The sequence below is a fragment of the Pseudomonas sp. FG43 genome (assembly GCF_057809175.1).
Window position 1 is genome coordinate 103,728 of sequence record NZ_JBMDJL010000017.1, and the last position, 17,484, is coordinate 121,211.

Consider the following 17,484-nt stretch of genomic DNA (forward strand, 5'->3'; position numbering starts at 1 on the left):
CTCCAAAACCGCTGTTGCAGTAGTTTTTCCACGGGTGGTGGGTTTTGCCAACATCCTTGTGTCATGATGCTCCAAACCGCAGGTAAGCCGCCTTTCTTATATATGACTAGATCCTCCGCGTTGTTCCTTGCCCTTGTCTTTCTCGGCGGCTGCCAGTCCATGGCCCCCGTCTCACAGCAACCTGTGACTGCACAGAAAGACACTCCTCCCGCGCCTGAAGCAAAGCCGCTGGTCTATGGCTCGTTCACTCAGGAAACCCTGGTAAGCCTGTTGAGCGCCGAGCTGGCCGGCCAACGCAACCGTTTCGATATTGCGCTGGATAATTACGTCACTCAGGCGATCAAGACCCAGGACCCGGGCGTTTCCGAGCGCGCCTATCGCATAGCCGAGTATCTGGGGGCCGACCAGGCTGCTCTGGATACCGCCATGATCTGGGCACGCAACGACTCGACCAACCTGGAAGCGCAAAGGGCTGCCGCGATTCAGCTGGCACGCTCCGGACGCTATGACGACTCCATGATGTATATGGAGAAGGTCCTGCAGGGCCAGGGCGATACGCATTTCGACTTTCTGGCGCTCTCCGCAGCGGAAACCGACACTGATACCCGCAACGGCCTGCTCAAGAGCTTCGACCGGTTGCTGGGCAAGTACCCGAGCAATGGCCAGCTGATTTTCGGCAAGGCACTGCTGCTTCAGCAGAACGGTGACTCCGAGCAATCCCTGCGCCTGCTTGAAGACAACCCGCCAAAGGATGGCGAAATCGCGCCAATCCTGCTGCGTACACGCCTCTTGCAAGGCATGGGTCGCGGCAAGGAAGGGTTGCCGATCCTGGAAAAAAGCCTCAAGAAATACCCCGAAGACAAACGCCTGCGCCTGACCTACGCCCGCATGCTGGTCGAACAGAACCGCATGGAAGATGCCAAGGTGCAGTTTTCCAGCCTTCTGCAGCAATATCCCGATGACGACGAGCTGCGTTTCTCGCTGGCACTGGTCTGCCTGGAAGCCAAGGCGTGGGACGAAGCAGCCGGTTATCTGGAAGAGCTGGTGGAGCGAGGCGCACATGTCGACTCCGCTCACCTGAACCTGGGCCGCATCCACGAAGAGCGCAATGATCCGCAAAGCGCTCTTGCCGAATACGCACAGGTCGGGCCGGGCAGTGACTTCCTGTCTGCCCAGCTTCGCCAGAGTGACATTCTGATGAGCAACGGCAACGCCGCCGAAGCCTCGAAACGCCTCGCCGAAGCCCGCGATACTCAACCGGACTACGCGATCCAGCTGTATCTGATCGAAGCCGAAACCCTGACCAGCAACAATCAGCCCGATCGCGGCTGGCAAGTACTGAATCAGGCGCTCAAGCAATACCCGGACGATGTGAACCTGCTCTATACCCGCGCCATGCTGGCGGAAAAGCGTAATGATCTGGCGCAGATGGAGAAAGACCTGCGGGCGATCATCAAACGCGAGCCGGAAAACGCCATGGCCCTGAATGCTCTGGGTTATACCCTCTCGGATCGTACGACCCGCTATGCCGAGGCCAGGGAACTGATCGAAAAGGCCCACAGCCTGACTCCCGATGACCCGGCCGTGCTCGACAGCCTGGGCTGGGTCAATTACCGCATGGGGAACCTGGACGAAGCCGAACGCCTGCTGCGCATGGCACTCGAACGCTTCCCGGACCACGAAGTTGCCGCTCACCTGGGCGAAGTCCTGTGGGCCAAAGGCGAACAGCGTGAAGCCCGTAAAGTCTGGGGCAAAGCCCTTGAACAGCAACCTGACAGCCCTATTCTGCGTGGCACACTGCTGCGCCTGACCGGATCAGAGAATCTTTGACGTTATGTTTTTGCGCCATGTAATCGTATTCAGCCTTATCGCCCTGCTTGCCGGCTGCGCCGGCATGACCTCCCGAGAAGCCCTTCAGGGCAAGGGCAACTCAGCGCAATGGCGCGAGCACAAACAACAACTGAGCAGCCTCGACGGCTGGCAGATCAACGGCAAGGTCGGTATTCGGGCCCCCAGGGATTCCGGCAGCGGCACCCTGTTCTGGCTGCAACGCCAGGATTATTACGACATTCGCCTCTCCGGCCCTTTGGGACGCGGTGCGGCACGCCTGACGGGTCGTCCTGGCGGCGTAAGCCTTGAAGTGGCCAACCAGGGCCGCTACGAAGCGACAACGCCGGAAACCCTTCTGCAAGACCAGTTGGGCTGGAAACTCCCGGTTTCCCATCTCGTCTGGTGGGTGCGCGGCCTTCCCGCCCCCGACAGCAAGAGCCGCCTGACACTGGATGACGACAGCCGACTGGCCAGCCTTGAACAGGATGACTGGCAGGTGGAATACCTCAGTTACATCGAACAGAACGGTTACTGGCTGCCTGAGCGCATCAAGCTGCATGGCCAGGATCTGGATGTCACGCTAGTCATCAAGGACTGGCAGCCTCGCAAACTGGGGCAATGAACATGAGCACGCCAAGCCTGACCCTGCCCGCTCCCGCCAAACTGAACCTGATGCTGCACATTCTTGGCCGTCGTCCTGACGGCTATCACCAACTGGAAACCATCTTTCAGTTTCTCGACTACGGCGACGAACTCGGCTTCGCCGTTCGCGAGGACGGTGAAATCCGCCTGCAAACCGATGTCCCCGGCGTTCCTCACGACAGCAATCTGATCGTCAAGGCTGCCCGGGCATTACAGAAACAGTCCGGTTGCACACTGGGCATGGATATCTGGCTGGAAAAACGCCTGCCCATGGGCGGCGGCATCGGTGGCGGCAGTTCGGATGCAGCAACGACCCTGCTTGGCCTGAACCATCTGTGGAATCTTGGCTGGGATGAAGATCGCCTGGCTGCTCTGGGCCTGACGCTGGGGGCTGACGTCCCGGTTTTCGTGCGTGGACGTGCCGCATTTGCTGAGGGTGTCGGAGAAATCCTCACCCCTGTAAACCCCGAAGAACCGTGGTATTTGGTGCTTGTGCCGCAAGTATCTGTAAGTACAGCAGAAATTTTTTCAGATCCACTGTTGACACGTGACACGCCTCCCATTAAAGTGCGCCCCGTTCCCAAGGGAAACAGTCAAAACGACTGTAGAGCGGTTGTAGAGAAGCGTTATCCAGATGTACGTAACGCTTTGAATTTGCTAGGTAATTTTACCGAAGCAAAATTAACCGGAACTGGAAGTTGTGTGTTTGGGGCCTTCCCAAACAAAGCTGAAGCTGATAAAGTCTCGGCCCTTCTTACAGAGACCCTTACAGGGTTCGTAGCAAAAGGAAGCAACGTTTCGATGTTGCATCGCAAGCTACAAATTCTGTGAAAAAGGAATTGAGTGCCAGGCACTCAGATTGATTCAATACAGGGGCGTCGCCAAGCGGTAAGGCAGCAGGTTTTGATCCTGCCATGCGTTGGTTCGAATCCAGCCGCCCCTGCCATTTTCTATACTCATCCAGGTATACCCTCAGCCTCCAGGTACTGCGCGTGTCCAAGATGATGGTCTTTACGGGGAATGCTAACCCCGATCTGGCTCGGCGTGTAGTACGTCAGCTGCATATCCCATTGGGTGATGTCTCTGTCGGTAAATTCTCCGACGGCGAAATCAGCACTGAGATCAATGAAAACGTCCGCGGTAAAGACGTATTCATTATTCAGCCGACTTGCGCTCCGACTAACGATAACCTGATGGAACTCGTCGTGATGGCTGATGCCTTCCGCCGTTCCTCAGCGTCCCGAATCACTGCTGTGATTCCTTACTTTGGTTATGCCCGCCAGGATCGCCGTCCGCGCTCCGCACGTGTTGCAATCAGCGCGAAAGTCGTTGCTGACATGCTGACCGTGGTGGGTATCGATCGTGTTCTCACGGTTGATCTTCATGCTGACCAAATACAAGGTTTCTTCGATATTCCGGTAGATAACATCTACGGCTCCCCTGTCCTGGTGGATGACATCGAAGATCAGCGCTTTGAAAACCTGATGATCGTTTCCCCGGATATCGGCGGTGTCGTGCGTGCACGTGCTGTTGCCAAATCCCTGGGCGTCGATCTCGGGATCATCGACAAACGCCGCGAGAAAGCCAATCACTCTGAAGTGATGCATATCATCGGTGATGTCGAAGGGCGTACCTGTATTCTGGTCGATGACATGGTCGATACCGCCGGTACTCTGTGCCACGCGGCCAAGGCCCTGAAAGAGCATGGCGCTGCCAAGGTCTTTGCCTACTGCACACACCCTGTGCTGTCGGGTCGGGCGATCGAAAACATTGAAAATTCCGTGCTGGACGAACTGGTGGTCAGTAACACCATCCCGTTGTCCGCTGCTGCACAAGCCTGTAGCCGTATCCGTCAACTGGATATCGCACCGGTAGTCGCTGAAGCGGTTCGCCGTATCAGCAACGAAGAATCGATCAGCGCGATGTTCCGCTAAGGGTTTTACCTGGCATTCATCTCGTCGACGAAAAGCGCCCCGCCCTGACATTCGGTCAGGGCGGGGCTTTTTTGCCCATATCGCTTTGGCGCTGGTCGCAAACGCCAGGCGAGTGTGGTTATTTTGGAGAAACAAAATGAATGATTTCACTCTGAATGCTGAACTGCGTTCCGACCTGGGGAAAGGTGCGAGCCGCCGCCTGCGTCGTCTCGCAAGCCTGGTTCCAGCTGTTGTCTACGGTGCTGACAAAGCGCCTGAGTCCATCAGCATGCTGGCTAAAGAAGTTGCCAAACTGCTCGAAAACGAAGCTGCTTTCAGCCACGTTATCGAACTGAACGTTGGTGGCACCAAGCAGAACGTCGTTATCAAGGCTCTGCAACGTCACCCGGCCAAAGGCCACGTACTGCACGCTGACTTCGTTCGCGTTGTTGCCGGTCAGAAACTGACTGCAGTCGTTCCTGTTCACTTCATCAACGAAGAAGCACCGGTCAAGAAAGGCGGCGAAGTCTCGCACACTACTTCTGAAGTAGAAGTGTCCTGCCTGCCTAAAGACCTGCCTGAGTTCATCGAAGTTGACCTGGCCAAGGCCGTCATCGGTACCATCATCCACCTGTCCGACCTGACCGCGCCTAAAGGCGTTGAGTTCGTCGCACTGGCGCATGGTAACGACCTGGCTGTTGCCAACGTTCACGCTCCACGTGTAGCACCAGAAGAAGGCGCTGCCGAGTAATTCATTTACTTGGTAACGTCGGAGTTGCTCAGGAAACATCGCGAGCGATAGCAGGCAAAGCGGGCGAGATCGCGGAGTTTACATCATGGTAAATGAGCACTTTTCGTCCACAACTGCCGTTTTCGCAAGCGGTGTTATCCACAACTCCAAGGAAGAGCCCCTGTCGTGACCGCCATAAAACTGATCGTTGGCCTGGGAAACCCTGGCACAGAATACGAACAGACCCGGCATAACGCAGGGGCTCTTTTCGTTGAGCGTATTGCTGCGGCGCAACGAGTCAACCTCGTTCCCGAGCGCAAATTCTTTGGCCTGACCGGACGCTTCACGCATCAGGGTCAGGATGTTCGTCTGCTGATTCCTACCACCTACATGAACCGCAGCGGTCAGGCTGTAGCGGCACTCGCCAGCTTCTATCGCATTGCGGTCGACTCCATTCTGGTAGCGCATGACGAACTCGACCTGCCTCCCGGCGTTGCCAAACTGAAAGTTGGCGGCGGGCATGGCGGTCATAACGGCCTGCGCGACATCATCGCGCAGCTCGGTAACCAGAACACTTTCCATCGCTTGCGGCTTGGCATCGGCCACCCAGGCGATGCCAGCAAGGTATCCGGTTTCGTCCTGGGTCGAGCGCCACGCGCCGAACAGGAAAAACTGGATGCCAGTATCGACTTTGCCCTCGGCGTGCTGCCGGATATCTTCGCCGGTGAATGGAACCGGGCGATGAAAAACCTGCACAGCCAGAAGGCCTGACATCACTCGAGGGTAAACACCATGGGATTCAACTGCGGCATCGTCGGCCTGCCTAACGTCGGCAAGTCCACCCTGTTCAACGCCCTGACCAAATCCGGCATTGCGGCAGAGAACTTCCCCTTCTGCACGATCGAACCCAACACCGGTATCGTGCCGATGCCCGATCCACGTCTGGATGCCCTGGCCGCCATCGTGAAACCCGAGCGCGTCCTGCCGACCACCATGGAGTTCGTCGACATCGCCGGTCTGGTTGCCGGTGCCTCAAAAGGTGAAGGCCTGGGTAACAAGTTCCTGGCCAACATCCGTGAAACCGATGCCATCGCCCACGTGGTCCGCTGCTTTGAAGACGAGAACGTCATTCACGTTTCCAACAGCGTCGACCCCAAGCGCGATATCGAAATCATCGACCTCGAACTGATCTTTGCCGACCTCGACAGTTGCGAGAAACAACTGCAGAAAGTCACTCGCAACGCCAAGGGCGGTGACAAGGATGCAGTGGCCCAGAAAGCCGTGCTCGAAAAACTCATCGCCCACTTCACTGAAGGCAAGCCTGCACGCAGCCTGATGAAAAGCATGAGCGCTGACGAGAAGCTGGTAATCCGTGGCTTCCACCTGCTGACCAGCAAGCCTGTGATGTACATCGCCAACGTTGCCGAAGACGGTTTCGAGAACAACCCGTTCCTGGACGTCGTCCTGGCCATCGCTGAAGAAGAAGGCGCGATTGTCGTACCGGTCTGCAACAAGATCGAAGCTGAAATCGCCGAGCTTGAAGAAGGCGAAGAAAAAGACATGTTCCTCGAAGCCCTGGGCCTCGAAGAGCCTGGCCTGAACCGCGTGATTCGCGCCGGTTACGAACTTCTCAACCTGCAAACCTACTTTACCGCTGGCGTAAAAGAAGTCCGTGCCTGGACCGTCCGTGTAGGCGCCACCGCGCCACAAGGCGCTGCCGTGATCCACACCGACTTCGAAAAAGGCTTCATCCGCGCCGAAGTCATTGCCTACGAAGACTTCATCCAGTTCAAGGGCGAAGCCGGTGCCAAGGAAGCCGGCAAATGGCGCCTGGAAGGCAAGGAATACATCGTCAAAGATGGCGACGTGATGCACTTCCGCTTCAACGTCTGATGCCTGCCGTGGGTTGCCACGGATGCTGATGAACTCTCAAAGCCCCCGTAATCGCCATGCGATTCGGGGGTTTTGTGTTTCTTCAGGCCGCATAGTCATGCTGGAACACCTGAGCGACCTTCTCGACCGCTTGATCGATATCCTTTGTTGCCGCTCATAAAGGCAGCTTTCGCACAGGCTCTTGAAGTGCAAAGTCAGGCAGCCCTTCCCAACGAAGCAATACAAGGCGACACAAACAGGTTGCCACGATAAGCCCCGGCCCATGTCCTGGAGGCAACGATCAGCCACATCAGGGCCAGCATCATCACCAGCACGACGCCCAGCACATCGAAAAATACCAGATGCAACATCGCGCCCAGCTTCAGGGTGGTGGCGGCATATACGCCCAACGGGAAGATGAAGCCCCACCAGCCCAGGTTGAACGGAATGCCGGTCTTGAAATAACGCAGGGTGATCAACAGGGCGAGCGTAAGCCACCACAGGCCAAGCCCCCAGAACAGAATGCCGACAATCAGGCCGAGCCCTTTGGCAACGTCACCGATGCTTGCCAGGCCATTGGCTGCAAAGATGGCTGGCGCTTCGGTCCCCAGCACCAGCATGCCCATGGCACCGGTTCCAATCGGGCCTAACGACAACCAGCTCGATGCGGCCATGCTTTCGTGAGGCAGTTTGTGCAAGGCCATGCGCAACAGCAGGATCACCAGAATGCTCAGGGCAACCGGCACGGAATACGCCCACAGCACGTAACTGGTGATGAGCATGGTGAACTGCGCGCTGGCATCAGCGAGATGAGGAGCAAGCATACCGCCACTGGCAGCGGCGACTTCGGCAGCCACGACGGGCAAGAGCCATACAGCCGTCATCTGGTCGATACTGTGCTGTTGGCGGGTAAACATCATGAAAGGAATCAGCACCCCACAAGCCAGCGCCATTGCCACATCGATCCACCACAAGGCCTGAGCCAGTGCAATCACCGAAACTCCCCAGCGCGGTAGTCCGTACAGAAGCAGCCCACTGATGATCGTGGCCAGGCCCATGGGGATCGTCCCGAAGAACATCGAGACAGTGGAGTGACCGAAAACCTGTTTGGCCTCATCGAAAAACAGTACCCAGCGACTCGCATACATCACGCTGAACAGCACGAACAATCCGATGTTGAAAAGCCAGAGAGCCTCGCCCACGGTCTTGAGCAGTGGCACGGAAAAAGGCAATTGCCCCAGCAGCAAGGCCAGAATACCTGTGCCCATCGTTACGGCAAACCAGTTGGGAGTGAATTGCCGGATAGCTTCCCGCGGGCTCGACAGAGCAGCCAATGGACGACCACGCCCCATAATCGCTGCTGAACTGATGTTGCTCATGTGAATATTCCCGCTTGATGGCATAAGCCCAGTCTAGGGAACGCAAAATAATTATAAAAATGGGTAATATAGGTTTCGCTTACCCATTTTTCAGGTAGATCGAGTGAAGCTGAGCCTTCGTCAATTGCAGATTTTCTGCGCCATCAGCCAACATGGCAGCACCACCAGCGCGGCACTTGCGGTGTCGTTGTCACAATCGGCCACCAGTGCCGCGCTGAATGAACTGGAAAGCGCTCTTGATACGCGCCTGTTCGACCGAGTAGGCAAGCGCCTGGTACTTAACGACAACGGCCACGCCTTGCTGCCTCAGGCCAGAAAGATGCTCGAAAGCGCACAACAGATCGAGGCCAGCTTCCAGCCCGGCAACATGGATGTGAAAACGCGCCTGCGAGTAGGCTGCAGCACCACGATAGGCAACTATGTGCTGCCGCTGATTCTTGGCGAATTGCGGCAGTCGGCTCCTCTGCTGCAGATAGATGTCGAGATGGGCAACAGCATGACCATCGCCAGAAAAGTCGCCGACTTTGAAATCGACATGGGGTTAATCGAAGGCCCCTGTCATTTGCCTGAACTCAGTGCCGAGCCGTGGCTGGTGGATGAACTGTTGATTGTCGCCGGCAGCCAGCATCCGCTGGCCAAGCAGGAAAACATCACCCTGAGCGATCTGCAGGATGCCGAATGGCTGCTGCGCGAGCCGGGCTCTGGCACCCGCGAAGTCGTCGAACAGTTGCTGCTGCGGCATTTACATGGTCTGTCCGACATCCGGCAGATCGGCAGCTCCGAAGCCATCAAACATACTCTGGCCCAAAGCATCGGTATCAGTTGCCTGTCGCGTTGGGTGGTGGCCGATCTGTTGGCCTCAAAACAGCTGAAGGTTCTGAGCGGAGATCTTCCACCCTTTACCCGACGATTCTTTCTGATTCGCCATCGGGAAAAATTCCTCTCGGCGGGTCTTGAGCGTTTCTGGAACAGTTGCAGCCGGTTTGAGGAAAACCGTTTGCAGGGAGTGAAATAGATGCAGCCATTGAGCGCACGCGAGGTCTATCAGCAGCTGCGAGACACGGCGCAGGGCATTCACCCTCTGCGGCTCGGGCAACCGCTCGAATCGGGTCTGCTGCAAATCATTATCGAAGGCTGGTGCATGACCCTCGATGTCAGCGACAGGCATCTGCACCATTGCCAGCACTGCCTGAGCCCTGATGGCAGGGTATGGAGCCTGGATACTCAACGCTACGGCACAGACCCGGTCAGCCTGCTCAGCACCTGGGAGCTGGCGCAGATCGAGCGATTACTGTTCAAGGCCTGCGATAGCGATTTTTCCATGTAAAATGCTGCCTTGTACTATCGTCAGGTCAGCTTGTCCCTTACAGTCGCGACCTCAGGTTGGCGCACTCAAGTCTTGTCAGAATCCAAGGTAAAAACTCTCGTGAAGATCTTAGTAACAGGTGGTGCAGGCTTTATCGGTTCGGCGGTCATTCGCCATATCATCGCCAACACAACCGATGCAGTGGTCAACGTCGACAAGCTGACCTACGCTGGCAATCTCGAATCCCTCCAGTCGGCGGACAAGAGCGAGCGTTACGCTTTCGAGCATGTGGATATCTGCAACCGGGAAGAGATTGACCGTGTCTTTCGCGACCATCAGCCTGATGCCGTGATGCACCTGGCTGCCGAGTCCCATGTCGATCGTTCCATCAGCGGGCCTTCGGAGTTCATCCAGACCAACATCATCGGCACTTACACGCTGCTGGAAGCCGCACGTGGCTACTGGAACGGGCTTGACGATGCACGCAAGGCCGCATTCCGCTTCCACCACATTTCAACCGATGAAGTGTATGGCGACCTTGAAGGCCCGGAGGATCTGTTCACAGAAACCACGCCTTACCAGCCAAGCTCGCCGTACTCGGCCAGCAAGGCCAGTTCCGACCATCTGGTACGCGCCTGGAGCCGGACCTATGGTCTGCCGACGCTGGTCACCAACTGCTCGAACAACTACGGCCCATGCCATTTCCCCGAGAAGCTGATCCCGCTGATCATTCTCAATGCACTGGAAGGCAAACCGCTGCCCATCTATGGCAAGGGCAATCAGGTTCGTGACTGGCTCTACGTGGAAGATCACGCACGCGCGCTCTACAAGGTCGTGACCGAGGGCGAGATCGGCGAGACGTACAATATCGGTGGCCACAACGAAAAGCAGAACATCGAAGTGGTACATACCGTGTGCGCCCTGCTCGACCAGTTGCGCCCCGACTCGGCCTTCCGTCCTCATGCCGACCTGATCACTTATGTTCAGGACCGTCCAGGACATGATCTACGCTATGCAATCGACGCCAGCAAGATTCAGCGTGAGCTGGGCTGGGTTCCCGAAGAGAGTTTCGAGTCCGGCATTCGCAAGACCGTGCAGTGGTATCTCGACAACCCTGAATGGGTCGCTCATGTGAAAAGCGGTAGTTATCAACAATGGATCGATAAAAACTACGCAACGCGCACCGGGAAAGCATGAAAATACTTCTACTTGGGAAAAACGGTCAGGTTGGATGGGAATTGCAGCGCTCGCTTGCAGTGCTTGGCGAAGTGACTGCGCTGGATAGACATCCCGTACAGACCACTTATGGCGAGCTTTCAGGCGACCTGAGCAATCTGGCTGGTTTGCGGGAGACGATTCGTCGTGTCCAGCCCCAGGTCATCGTCAATGCCGCTGCCTACACAGCCGTCGACAAGGCCGAGAGCGAGCGTGAGCTGGCGCATCGGGTCAATGCCCTGGCCAGCCAGGTCATGGCTGAAGAAGCCCGCCAGCTCGACGCCCTGCTGATTCATTACTCGACCGATTACGTGTTTGATGGCACAGGCGCAACCGCCTGGAAAGAAACCGATGCGGTTTCGCCCATCAACCATTACGGCGCAACCAAACTCGAAGGTGAGCAGCTCATTGTCGCCTCGGGCTGCAAGCACCTGATCTTTCGCACCAGTTGGGTTTATGCCGCACGCGGCAACAACTTTGCCAAGACCATGCTGCGGCTCGCCAAGGATCGCCCGACGCTCAATGTCATTGCCGATCAGATCGGCGCACCAACAGGCGCGGACCTGCTGGCGGATATAACAGCTGCAACCCTGCAGCAGACAGTGGCGCGCCCGCAGCTCAGCGGGATTTATCATCTGGCACCGGCAGGCGAAGTGTCATGGCACGCCTACGCGCAGTATGTCATCGACTTTGCCAAGGCCAATGGCGAGCAACTGGCAGTAGAAGCCGTGAATCCCATCGGAACCGTCGACTATCCGACACCTGCGCAACGCCCTTTGAATTCGCGTCTGAATACAGAAAAACTGCGTCACGCCTTTTCCCTGCACTTGCCGGATTGGCAAAGTGGTGTAACCCGAATGCTCATGGAAATACTGAATAAATGATCACGACCAATCGTAAAGGCATCATCCTGGCTGGAGGCTCGGGCACCCGCCTGCATCCGTTGACCCTCGGCGTCTCAAAGCAAATGCTGCCGATCTACGACAAGCCGATGATTTTCTATCCTCTGTCGGTGCTGATGCTGGCAGGGATGCGTGAAATTCTGATTATCTCCACGCCAGACGATCTGCCTTCGTTCCGCAAGCTTCTGGGAGACGGCAGCCAGTACGGAATCGAACTCACCTATGCGGAACAACCAAGCCCGGACGGCCTGGCACAAGCCTTCCTGATCGGTGAGGAGTTCATTGGCAAGGACCCATGCTGTCTGATCCTTGGCGATAACATTTTCTACGGCCAGCACTTCTCCGAAAAACTGCACGCCGCGACTCAGCAAAGCAGTGGTGCAACAGTATTCGGCTATCACGTCTCCGACCCGGAGCGTTTTGGCGTGGTGGAGTTCGACGAAAGCGGTCGGGCACTGAGCATTGAAGAGAAACCGGCCAATCCGAAGTCCAGCTATGCCGTTACCGGGCTGTACTTCTACGACAATCAGGTTGTCGAGATTGCCAGGAACATCAAGCCTTCCGAGCGTGGCGAACTGGAAATCACCGACGTCAACAAGGCGTATCTGGAACAGAAAAACCTGACGGTTGAAATTCTGGGACGTGGCTTTGCATGGCTCGACACCGGCACCCATGAGTCGCTGCTGGAGGCAAGCCACTTCGTTCACACCATCGAACAGCGCCAAGGCTGGAAAGTGGCCTGCCTTGAAGAAATCGCCTACTCCAATGGCTGGATCACAGCTCAACAACTGAGTGAGCAGGCTGAAAAGCTGAAAAAGACCGGCTACGGGCAATACCTGCAAAAGCTGCTGAAACTGGGCTCGTTCTGATCCGCACCACTCTCCCCTGCCTTTAGCTACTGCACGTGGCTAAAGGCATCCTTTCTGCGCCCTCCTCCTTTCCCCCTGCTGTCCGATGACCGGCACCTAAAGCACTCCATACCCTCAGCCGATAACGGCATGATCATGCGTTTACATGTTCCCATCCACTGCCTTTTATAATGATTGCATTTGGCCATCATTTAGTTCAAAGATGCATACAGCCCAGAGCCGTGCATCGCATCTGGCCAGACTCACTACAGGAGTGAAGTCTGCCTTCACTCATGGATCTCACCTCACAAACGGATGCTCATAGAACACCTGTCGGGAAAGACAAGATGAACAAGGCCCATCTGAAGGCTGAGCTTCTGCAATACACATTAGGCAGCAACCTCGCAGGTCTGTGGGCTCAACTGGTCGCCGCAATTGGTGTGGTGCTGCTGGTCCAGACATCAGAAACCGACAGGGAGTGGAGCTGGATCTGGCTGGCAATCACAGTGGTCACCCTGGGTATTCGATGGGCTTTGCATCGATACCTGATCAGAGATGCCAACACCCCCAAAGGCCAGTCGATTGAATGGCTGGAACGGGCCTGGCAGCTTCAGGGTGCGGGCTTGTTTGCCACAGGCTTTCTCTGGGCCATCCTGATACTGACCGAATTCAACACTTATCCACCGGCCCAGCAGTACCTGATCATCATGGTGGTGTCGGCAATGGCGGGCGGTGCCAGCGGAATACTGGCGCCCATGCGCGTGATGGGCCCGGTGTATTTCGGCCTCATGATGCTGCCTGCGTGCTTTCAACTGGCTGTGCAAACTCCGTCGCAGTGGATCCTCAGCATCATTGGCGTGGTGTTTTACTGCCTGATGATCGCAGGACACCGCAACAACTATGCCCGCCTGCGCAAATCCATCGAGTTGCAGAACGAAAACTCGGAGCTGGTCGAACAACTGACTCTGCGCACCGAAGAGGTATTGGCAACCAATGCCGAACTTGAGGAACGTGTCGCAGATCGTACCCGCTCCCTGCACATCCTGGCCCATCACGACCCGCTCACCGGTCTGCCGAATCGGCGCGGCCTGATGTACGAGCTAAGCCCGCTGCCGGATACCGCCCCGCAATTGCGTGCGGTCCTGTTTCTGGACCTTGATCACTTCAAACAGATCAATGACGGGCTGGGGCATGCCTGTGGTGATGAAATACTTCAGGGCGTTGCGAGGCGCCTGCAGTCCTTGCTTCCCGACGGCTCCTCCATCGCTCGCTGGGGAGGCGATGAGTTCATTGTCGTCACGCCAGCCTTGCTTGATATTCGCACCAAGGCGTGGCAACTGGCTGAAACGCTGGGCGAAGCGCTGATAAAGAATTTTGAAATCGATTCCGCGTCACTGCGTATTGGCGTCAGTATCGGCATCGCGATACAAGGTGACGACGGCGACAACATTGAAACCTTGCTTCAAGCGTCAGACCTGGCCTCTGCCGAAGCCAAGCGACAAGGCCGTGGCCGTATCGTGTTTTATGACCAGGAGCTGGCGCGTATACAGCGCCGCAAGCTCGATATCAATATTGCCCTGCGCCATGCCGTACATGATGAAAGCCTGTCGCTGGTTTTCCAGCCCTTGATCTCTGCGAAAACCGGCGAAGTGATGTGCATCGAAGCATTGCTGCGCTGGACCCCGCCTTCGCTGGGGCCTGTAGGGCCGCAGGAGTTCATTCCGATAGCCGAAGAGTCGGACCTGATCGTCGAGCTGGGTGCATGGGTATTGCAGCAGGCCTGCCGCGCGGCAGTCACCTGGGAGAAAACCGGCACTGAGCTGCCTTCTATTGCCGTGAACGTTTCCATAAGGCAACTGGTGACGCCCGGCTTCACCCGTTATGTCGCCCAGATCCTCGCCATAGAACGCCTGTCGCCTACCCGGTTGATCGTGGAAGTCACTGAGTCAGTGTTCGACGAGGCCTGGAAAGATCGCATTCTTGAGTCGCTCAATCACCTGAGAAAACTGGGCGTGCATATCCATATCGATGACTTCGGCACCGGATACTCATCGCTCTCCAGATTGCGCGAGCTGCCTATCGATGGCATCAAGATTGACCGTTCATTTGTCGCCCAACTGGATGACCGGGCTTTGGCCGTGGTGGAAAGCGCAGTGCTCATCGCCAAACGCTTCTCGCTGAAAATCGTCGCGGAAGGCATCGAAACCCATACCCAGGCGCAATGCCTGCATGCCATGGGCGTGGACGAATTTCAGGGTTATCTGCTGGGCAAACCACAGCCAGGCGTGCAATTGCAAAGTGTGGTGCCAACCTGGATCAATGAGCCGGTAGCGGTCTGAGCGAGACAAACGCCCTGTAAAAAACGATGAGCCCTGAATGCAAAACACCTCAACCGCCAAAACGGCGATTGAGGTGTTTTGCGTTGAGCGAGGCTGTCGGCAGAACCGATTACCCCAACTGGAAGCGCGCCGTATTGTCGTTCAATGCACGGCTGCCCTTGCTCAGGGTATCAGCGGCCTGATTGACTGCCCGGGCACCGTCGAGCAAGCGTCCTGCCGCCTGATCGACCTGCTGGATATTGTTGCTGACTTCATCCGCAGTCGAAGCCTGCTCCTCGACGGCGGTCGAGATCTGCGCCAGCGTATCGGTCACGCCCTGTACCGCAGTGGCGATTTCGCCCAGCCGCACACCCAGCCCGGTCACTGACTGGGCATCGTTGACCGCCTGACCACATGCAGCTTCCATCAGGGTCACGGCCTGAGTCACGGTCGAGCGCAAGCTGTCCACAGTGCCGGCAATTTCCGCAGTGGAAGCCTGAGTACGTTGCGACAGACTGCGAACCTCGTCGGCAACCACAGCAAAACCACGCCCCTGCTCACCCGCCCGCGCCGCTTCGATGGCAGCATTGAGCGCCAGCAGGTTGGTCTGTTCGGCAATGCCACGAATCGCATCGACAACCGACTGGATCTGCTGCCCCTGCTCGCTGACTCGTCCCAGGGCAGCTGCCGTGTCGGTCAGGCGTTGATTGAGTTGCTGGATGCTGTCGGTAGTGCGTCGGCTATCGCGACTGCTTTCTTCAGCGATCTTGCGCGTCTGACGTGCGCTGTCGGAAGCCTGCTCGCAGCTTCTTGCCACACCCTGGGAGGTCGCCGCCAGCTCAGTCGCCGCCGCAGCGATCTGACTGATCTGATACTGCTGCTCCTCGACTTCACTGAGCGTGCCGTTGGACTGGGCATTGAGCGTCTGCACCGCGTCGCCCAACTGATGGGTTTCATGATTGACACCCAGCAGGCTGGTGCGCAACTGAACCACAGCAACGTTCAGCGCTCTGCTGATAGCCGCCAACTCGTCACGCCCCTGAACCGAGACCTCGACACACAGGTTGCCGTCACGCAGCGATTCGGCAAGCGTAGTAATGCCACTGGCGCTACGGCGGATCGAAGACTGCAAACAGGCGAACAGATACAACGCAACCAGCATCAACACCCCAAAGGTCACAGCCAGCGGGATGAACTGCATATTGGAAGTATCACGATAATATTCGAGCCGATCGTTCAGGGAGCTCAGCGATTGCTTGCGCAACTGAGCCAGGCCACCCAGCATGGCATCGATGCTGCGCTCGAACTCTTCCGGCTTGAGCTTGATGGTGCCACCGAAAACGCCCTCATCGAGCACTTTCAGTTCGGCGTCCATCATCGCCGAGGTCGCCTTGTATTTTACAGCCCAGGGCTCCAGCTCGGGCGGCAGCTTGGACAGCAACAGATTGCCCGCCTTGTGCATCTGATCCTTGGCATCGTCGATACGGCTACGCAAGTCACGCATCTGCAAACGGCTTTGCAGACTGAACTGTCCTGTAGCCACGGATGTTTGACCGATACTGGCCATACGGCCAATACGCTCGATCAGATCCGGCATCTGCTGGGTGGAGAGCTGCATCAGCATGTAGGTTTCCAGCCAGGGATCGAGGATCAAACCGCTGTCCATCGCGATTTGCTCACGCAGGGCCTGGGTCAGGCTCAAGGACGTAGTAAAACGATCATAACCATCCGGCCACCAGCCTACGGTGCGCAACGAGGCAGAATCCAGCCCCTTCACGGACGCCTGCAGTGCCTTATAACGCTCCATAGCGTCAGAAGTGGCACCTTCCTGCGCCAATTTGGCGCCCACGGCATCGAGTGCCTGGGAGATTTTCTGGACATTCGCATCAAGCTTCGCAATCGCAGCCTTGGCGGCAGGAGTGGGCTCACGAAGAATGTCGGCGGCTTTCCAGCGCGCCGCGTTATCACGCTGGGCCGATAACTCGAAATCAAGATCATCGAGCACCAACAACTGACGCACGCCCGACTGTTCGCCCGTAATCACCGCAAGCTTGTTGCGATAATCCTGAGCAATCATCCATACGCTGCCCACCAGAGGCAGCATGAATAACAAGAACAGGACCTGAAATTTGCGTGCGAAACCAAAATGCCCCATCAGGCGCATACCTGGTGATAAAAGCCCACTCATGTCCGACATCCCCCCGTGGACAGCCTGCAAAACCGGGTAAAACCGTGCAGGTGCCCTTTTTGAAAAAGCCAACTAGCAAAATGCCATGTTATTGATTTAATGACGATAGGCATCACATCTCGTTTATCCGAAAAGCGAAGTCGTCCAGGTTTTCAAGGCACGAAAATGATCTTGTTCGGTGCTTTTGGCAGAACAAAGCAAGATTTGGACCGAGGCCGTACTTTTCGCGGCGATGTTTGCCAAACAGGGTAGGAAATTTCTCGAACACGCCTGAATTGAACAGTTTTCGTGCAGAGTCCGGGCACAGACATTCTTTTTCAGAGAAAACCTCTTCCGAGAAA

The 17,484-nt window shown here is 56.7% G+C and carries 15 protein-coding genes and 1 tRNA gene; 14 read left to right on the forward strand and 2 right to left on the reverse strand.

Annotation, left to right across the window (positions count from 1 at the left end):
• The first annotated feature begins 102 nt into the window (after positions 1-102).
• The 8 genes from ACODS3_RS19275 (at position 103) to ychF (ending at position 7,008) form a co-directional block, all read left to right on the forward strand.
• The gene (locus tag ACODS3_RS19275; RefSeq protein ID WP_201020058.1) at positions 103-1,830 is read left to right on the forward strand and encodes a tetratricopeptide repeat protein; all 1,728 of its coding nucleotides are present in this window, start codon (positions 103-105) and stop codon (positions 1,828-1,830) included.
• Positions 1,831-1,834: 4 nt separating this feature from the next.
• Positions 1,835-2,452 (forward strand): lipoprotein insertase outer membrane protein LolB, encoded by a 618-nt coding sequence (gene lolB / locus ACODS3_RS19280; RefSeq protein ID WP_201020059.1) that lies wholly within the window; start codon positions 1,835-1,837, stop codon positions 2,450-2,452.
• Positions 2,453-2,454: 2 nt separating this feature from the next.
• Complete coding sequence (ispE, locus tag ACODS3_RS19285; protein ID WP_201006499.1) at positions 2,455-3,303, forward strand: 4-(cytidine 5'-diphospho)-2-C-methyl-D-erythritol kinase; 849 nt, start codon at positions 2,455-2,457, stop codon at positions 3,301-3,303.
• Between the two features lie 40 nt (positions 3,304-3,343).
• Positions 3,344-3,418 (forward strand) — tRNA-Gln (locus tag ACODS3_RS19290).
• A 46-nt stretch (positions 3,419-3,464) separates the two neighbouring features.
• Entirely contained in the window at positions 3,465-4,406 is a 942-nt protein-coding gene (locus tag ACODS3_RS19295) for a ribose-phosphate pyrophosphokinase (protein WP_025258597.1), read from the forward strand.
• Between the two features lie 136 nt (positions 4,407-4,542).
• Positions 4,543-5,136: a 50S ribosomal protein L25/general stress protein Ctc gene (locus ACODS3_RS19300; protein WP_201006498.1), complete on the forward strand. Its 594-nt coding sequence runs from the start codon at positions 4,543-4,545 to the stop codon at positions 5,134-5,136.
• Between the two features lie 165 nt (positions 5,137-5,301).
• Positions 5,302-5,886, forward strand: coding sequence for an aminoacyl-tRNA hydrolase (pth, locus tag ACODS3_RS19305; protein WP_201020060.1), 585 nt, complete (start codon positions 5,302-5,304; stop codon positions 5,884-5,886).
• Positions 5,887-5,907: 21 nt separating this feature from the next.
• Entirely contained in the window at positions 5,908-7,008 is a 1,101-nt protein-coding gene (ychF, locus tag ACODS3_RS19310; protein WP_201020061.1) for a redox-regulated ATPase YchF, read from the forward strand.
• Between the two features lie 194 nt (positions 7,009-7,202).
• Here the strand turns inward: ychF and ACODS3_RS19315 are convergent, their stop codons facing one another.
• Positions 7,203-8,366: a TDT family transporter gene (locus ACODS3_RS19315; RefSeq protein WP_304575783.1), complete on the reverse strand. Its 1,164-nt coding sequence runs from the start codon at positions 8,364-8,366 to the stop codon at positions 7,203-7,205.
• Between the two features lie 103 nt (positions 8,367-8,469).
• On the opposite strand from ACODS3_RS19315, the gene ACODS3_RS19320 reads away from it, so the two are divergent.
• From ACODS3_RS19320 to ACODS3_RS19345, 6 genes are all read left to right on the forward strand, one after another.
• Complete coding sequence (locus tag ACODS3_RS19320; protein ID WP_489035773.1) at positions 8,470-9,381, forward strand: LysR family transcriptional regulator; 912 nt, start codon at positions 8,470-8,472, stop codon at positions 9,379-9,381.
• Positions 9,382-9,693, forward strand: coding sequence for a DUF7693 family protein (locus tag ACODS3_RS19325; protein WP_201020065.1), 312 nt, complete (start codon positions 9,382-9,384; stop codon positions 9,691-9,693).
• A gap of 99 nt (positions 9,694-9,792) precedes the next feature.
• Entirely contained in the window at positions 9,793-10,869 is a 1,077-nt protein-coding gene (gene rfbB, locus ACODS3_RS19330) for a dTDP-glucose 4,6-dehydratase (protein WP_201020066.1), read from the forward strand.
• The gene (gene rfbD, locus ACODS3_RS19335; protein ID WP_489035776.1) at positions 10,866-11,771 is read left to right on the forward strand and encodes a dTDP-4-dehydrorhamnose reductase; all 906 of its coding nucleotides are present in this window, start codon (positions 10,866-10,868) and stop codon (positions 11,769-11,771) included. Before rfbB ends, rfbD begins: the two co-directional genes overlap by 4 nt.
• Positions 11,768-12,658: a glucose-1-phosphate thymidylyltransferase RfbA gene (rfbA, locus tag ACODS3_RS19340; protein WP_201020068.1), complete on the forward strand. Its 891-nt coding sequence runs from the start codon at positions 11,768-11,770 to the stop codon at positions 12,656-12,658. Before rfbD ends, rfbA begins: the two co-directional genes overlap by 4 nt.
• Before the next feature lie 326 nt (positions 12,659-12,984).
• Positions 12,985-14,976 (forward strand): putative bifunctional diguanylate cyclase/phosphodiesterase, encoded by a 1,992-nt coding sequence (locus ACODS3_RS19345; protein WP_489035778.1) that lies wholly within the window; start codon positions 12,985-12,987, stop codon positions 14,974-14,976.
• Between the two features lie 109 nt (positions 14,977-15,085).
• Here the strand turns inward: ACODS3_RS19345 and ACODS3_RS19350 are convergent, their stop codons facing one another.
• Entirely contained in the window at positions 15,086-17,143 is a 2,058-nt protein-coding gene (locus ACODS3_RS19350; RefSeq protein ID WP_201020070.1) for a methyl-accepting chemotaxis protein, read from the reverse strand.
• Positions 17,144-17,484: the final 341 nt, after the last annotated feature.

Coding starts and splice junctions, on each gene's coding strand:
- ACODS3_RS19275 (WP_201020058.1), top strand. CDS start 103: ATGACTAGATCCTCCGCGTTGTTCCTTGCCCTTGTCTTTCTCGGCGGC.
- lolB (WP_201020059.1), top strand. CDS start 1,835: ATGTTTTTGCGCCATGTAATCGTATTCAGCCTTATCGCCCTGCTTGCC.
- ispE (WP_201006499.1), top strand. CDS start 2,455: ATGAGCACGCCAAGCCTGACCCTGCCCGCTCCCGCCAAACTGAACCTG.
- ACODS3_RS19300 (WP_201006498.1), top strand. CDS start 4,543: ATGAATGATTTCACTCTGAATGCTGAACTGCGTTCCGACCTGGGGAAA.
- ychF (WP_201020061.1), top strand. CDS start 5,908: ATGGGATTCAACTGCGGCATCGTCGGCCTGCCTAACGTCGGCAAGTCC.
- ACODS3_RS19315 (WP_304575783.1), bottom strand. CDS start 8,366: ATGAGCAACATCAGTTCAGCAGCGATTATGGGGCGTGGTCGTCCATTG.
- ACODS3_RS19325 (WP_201020065.1), top strand. CDS start 9,382: ATGCAGCCATTGAGCGCACGCGAGGTCTATCAGCAGCTGCGAGACACG.
- rfbD (WP_489035776.1), top strand. CDS start 10,866: ATGAAAATACTTCTACTTGGGAAAAACGGTCAGGTTGGATGGGAATTG.
- rfbA (WP_201020068.1), top strand. CDS start 11,768: ATGATCACGACCAATCGTAAAGGCATCATCCTGGCTGGAGGCTCGGGC.
- ACODS3_RS19345 (WP_489035778.1), top strand. CDS start 12,985: ATGAACAAGGCCCATCTGAAGGCTGAGCTTCTGCAATACACATTAGGC.
- ACODS3_RS19350 (WP_201020070.1), bottom strand. CDS start 17,143: ATGAGTGGGCTTTTATCACCAGGTATGCGCCTGATGGGGCATTTTGGT.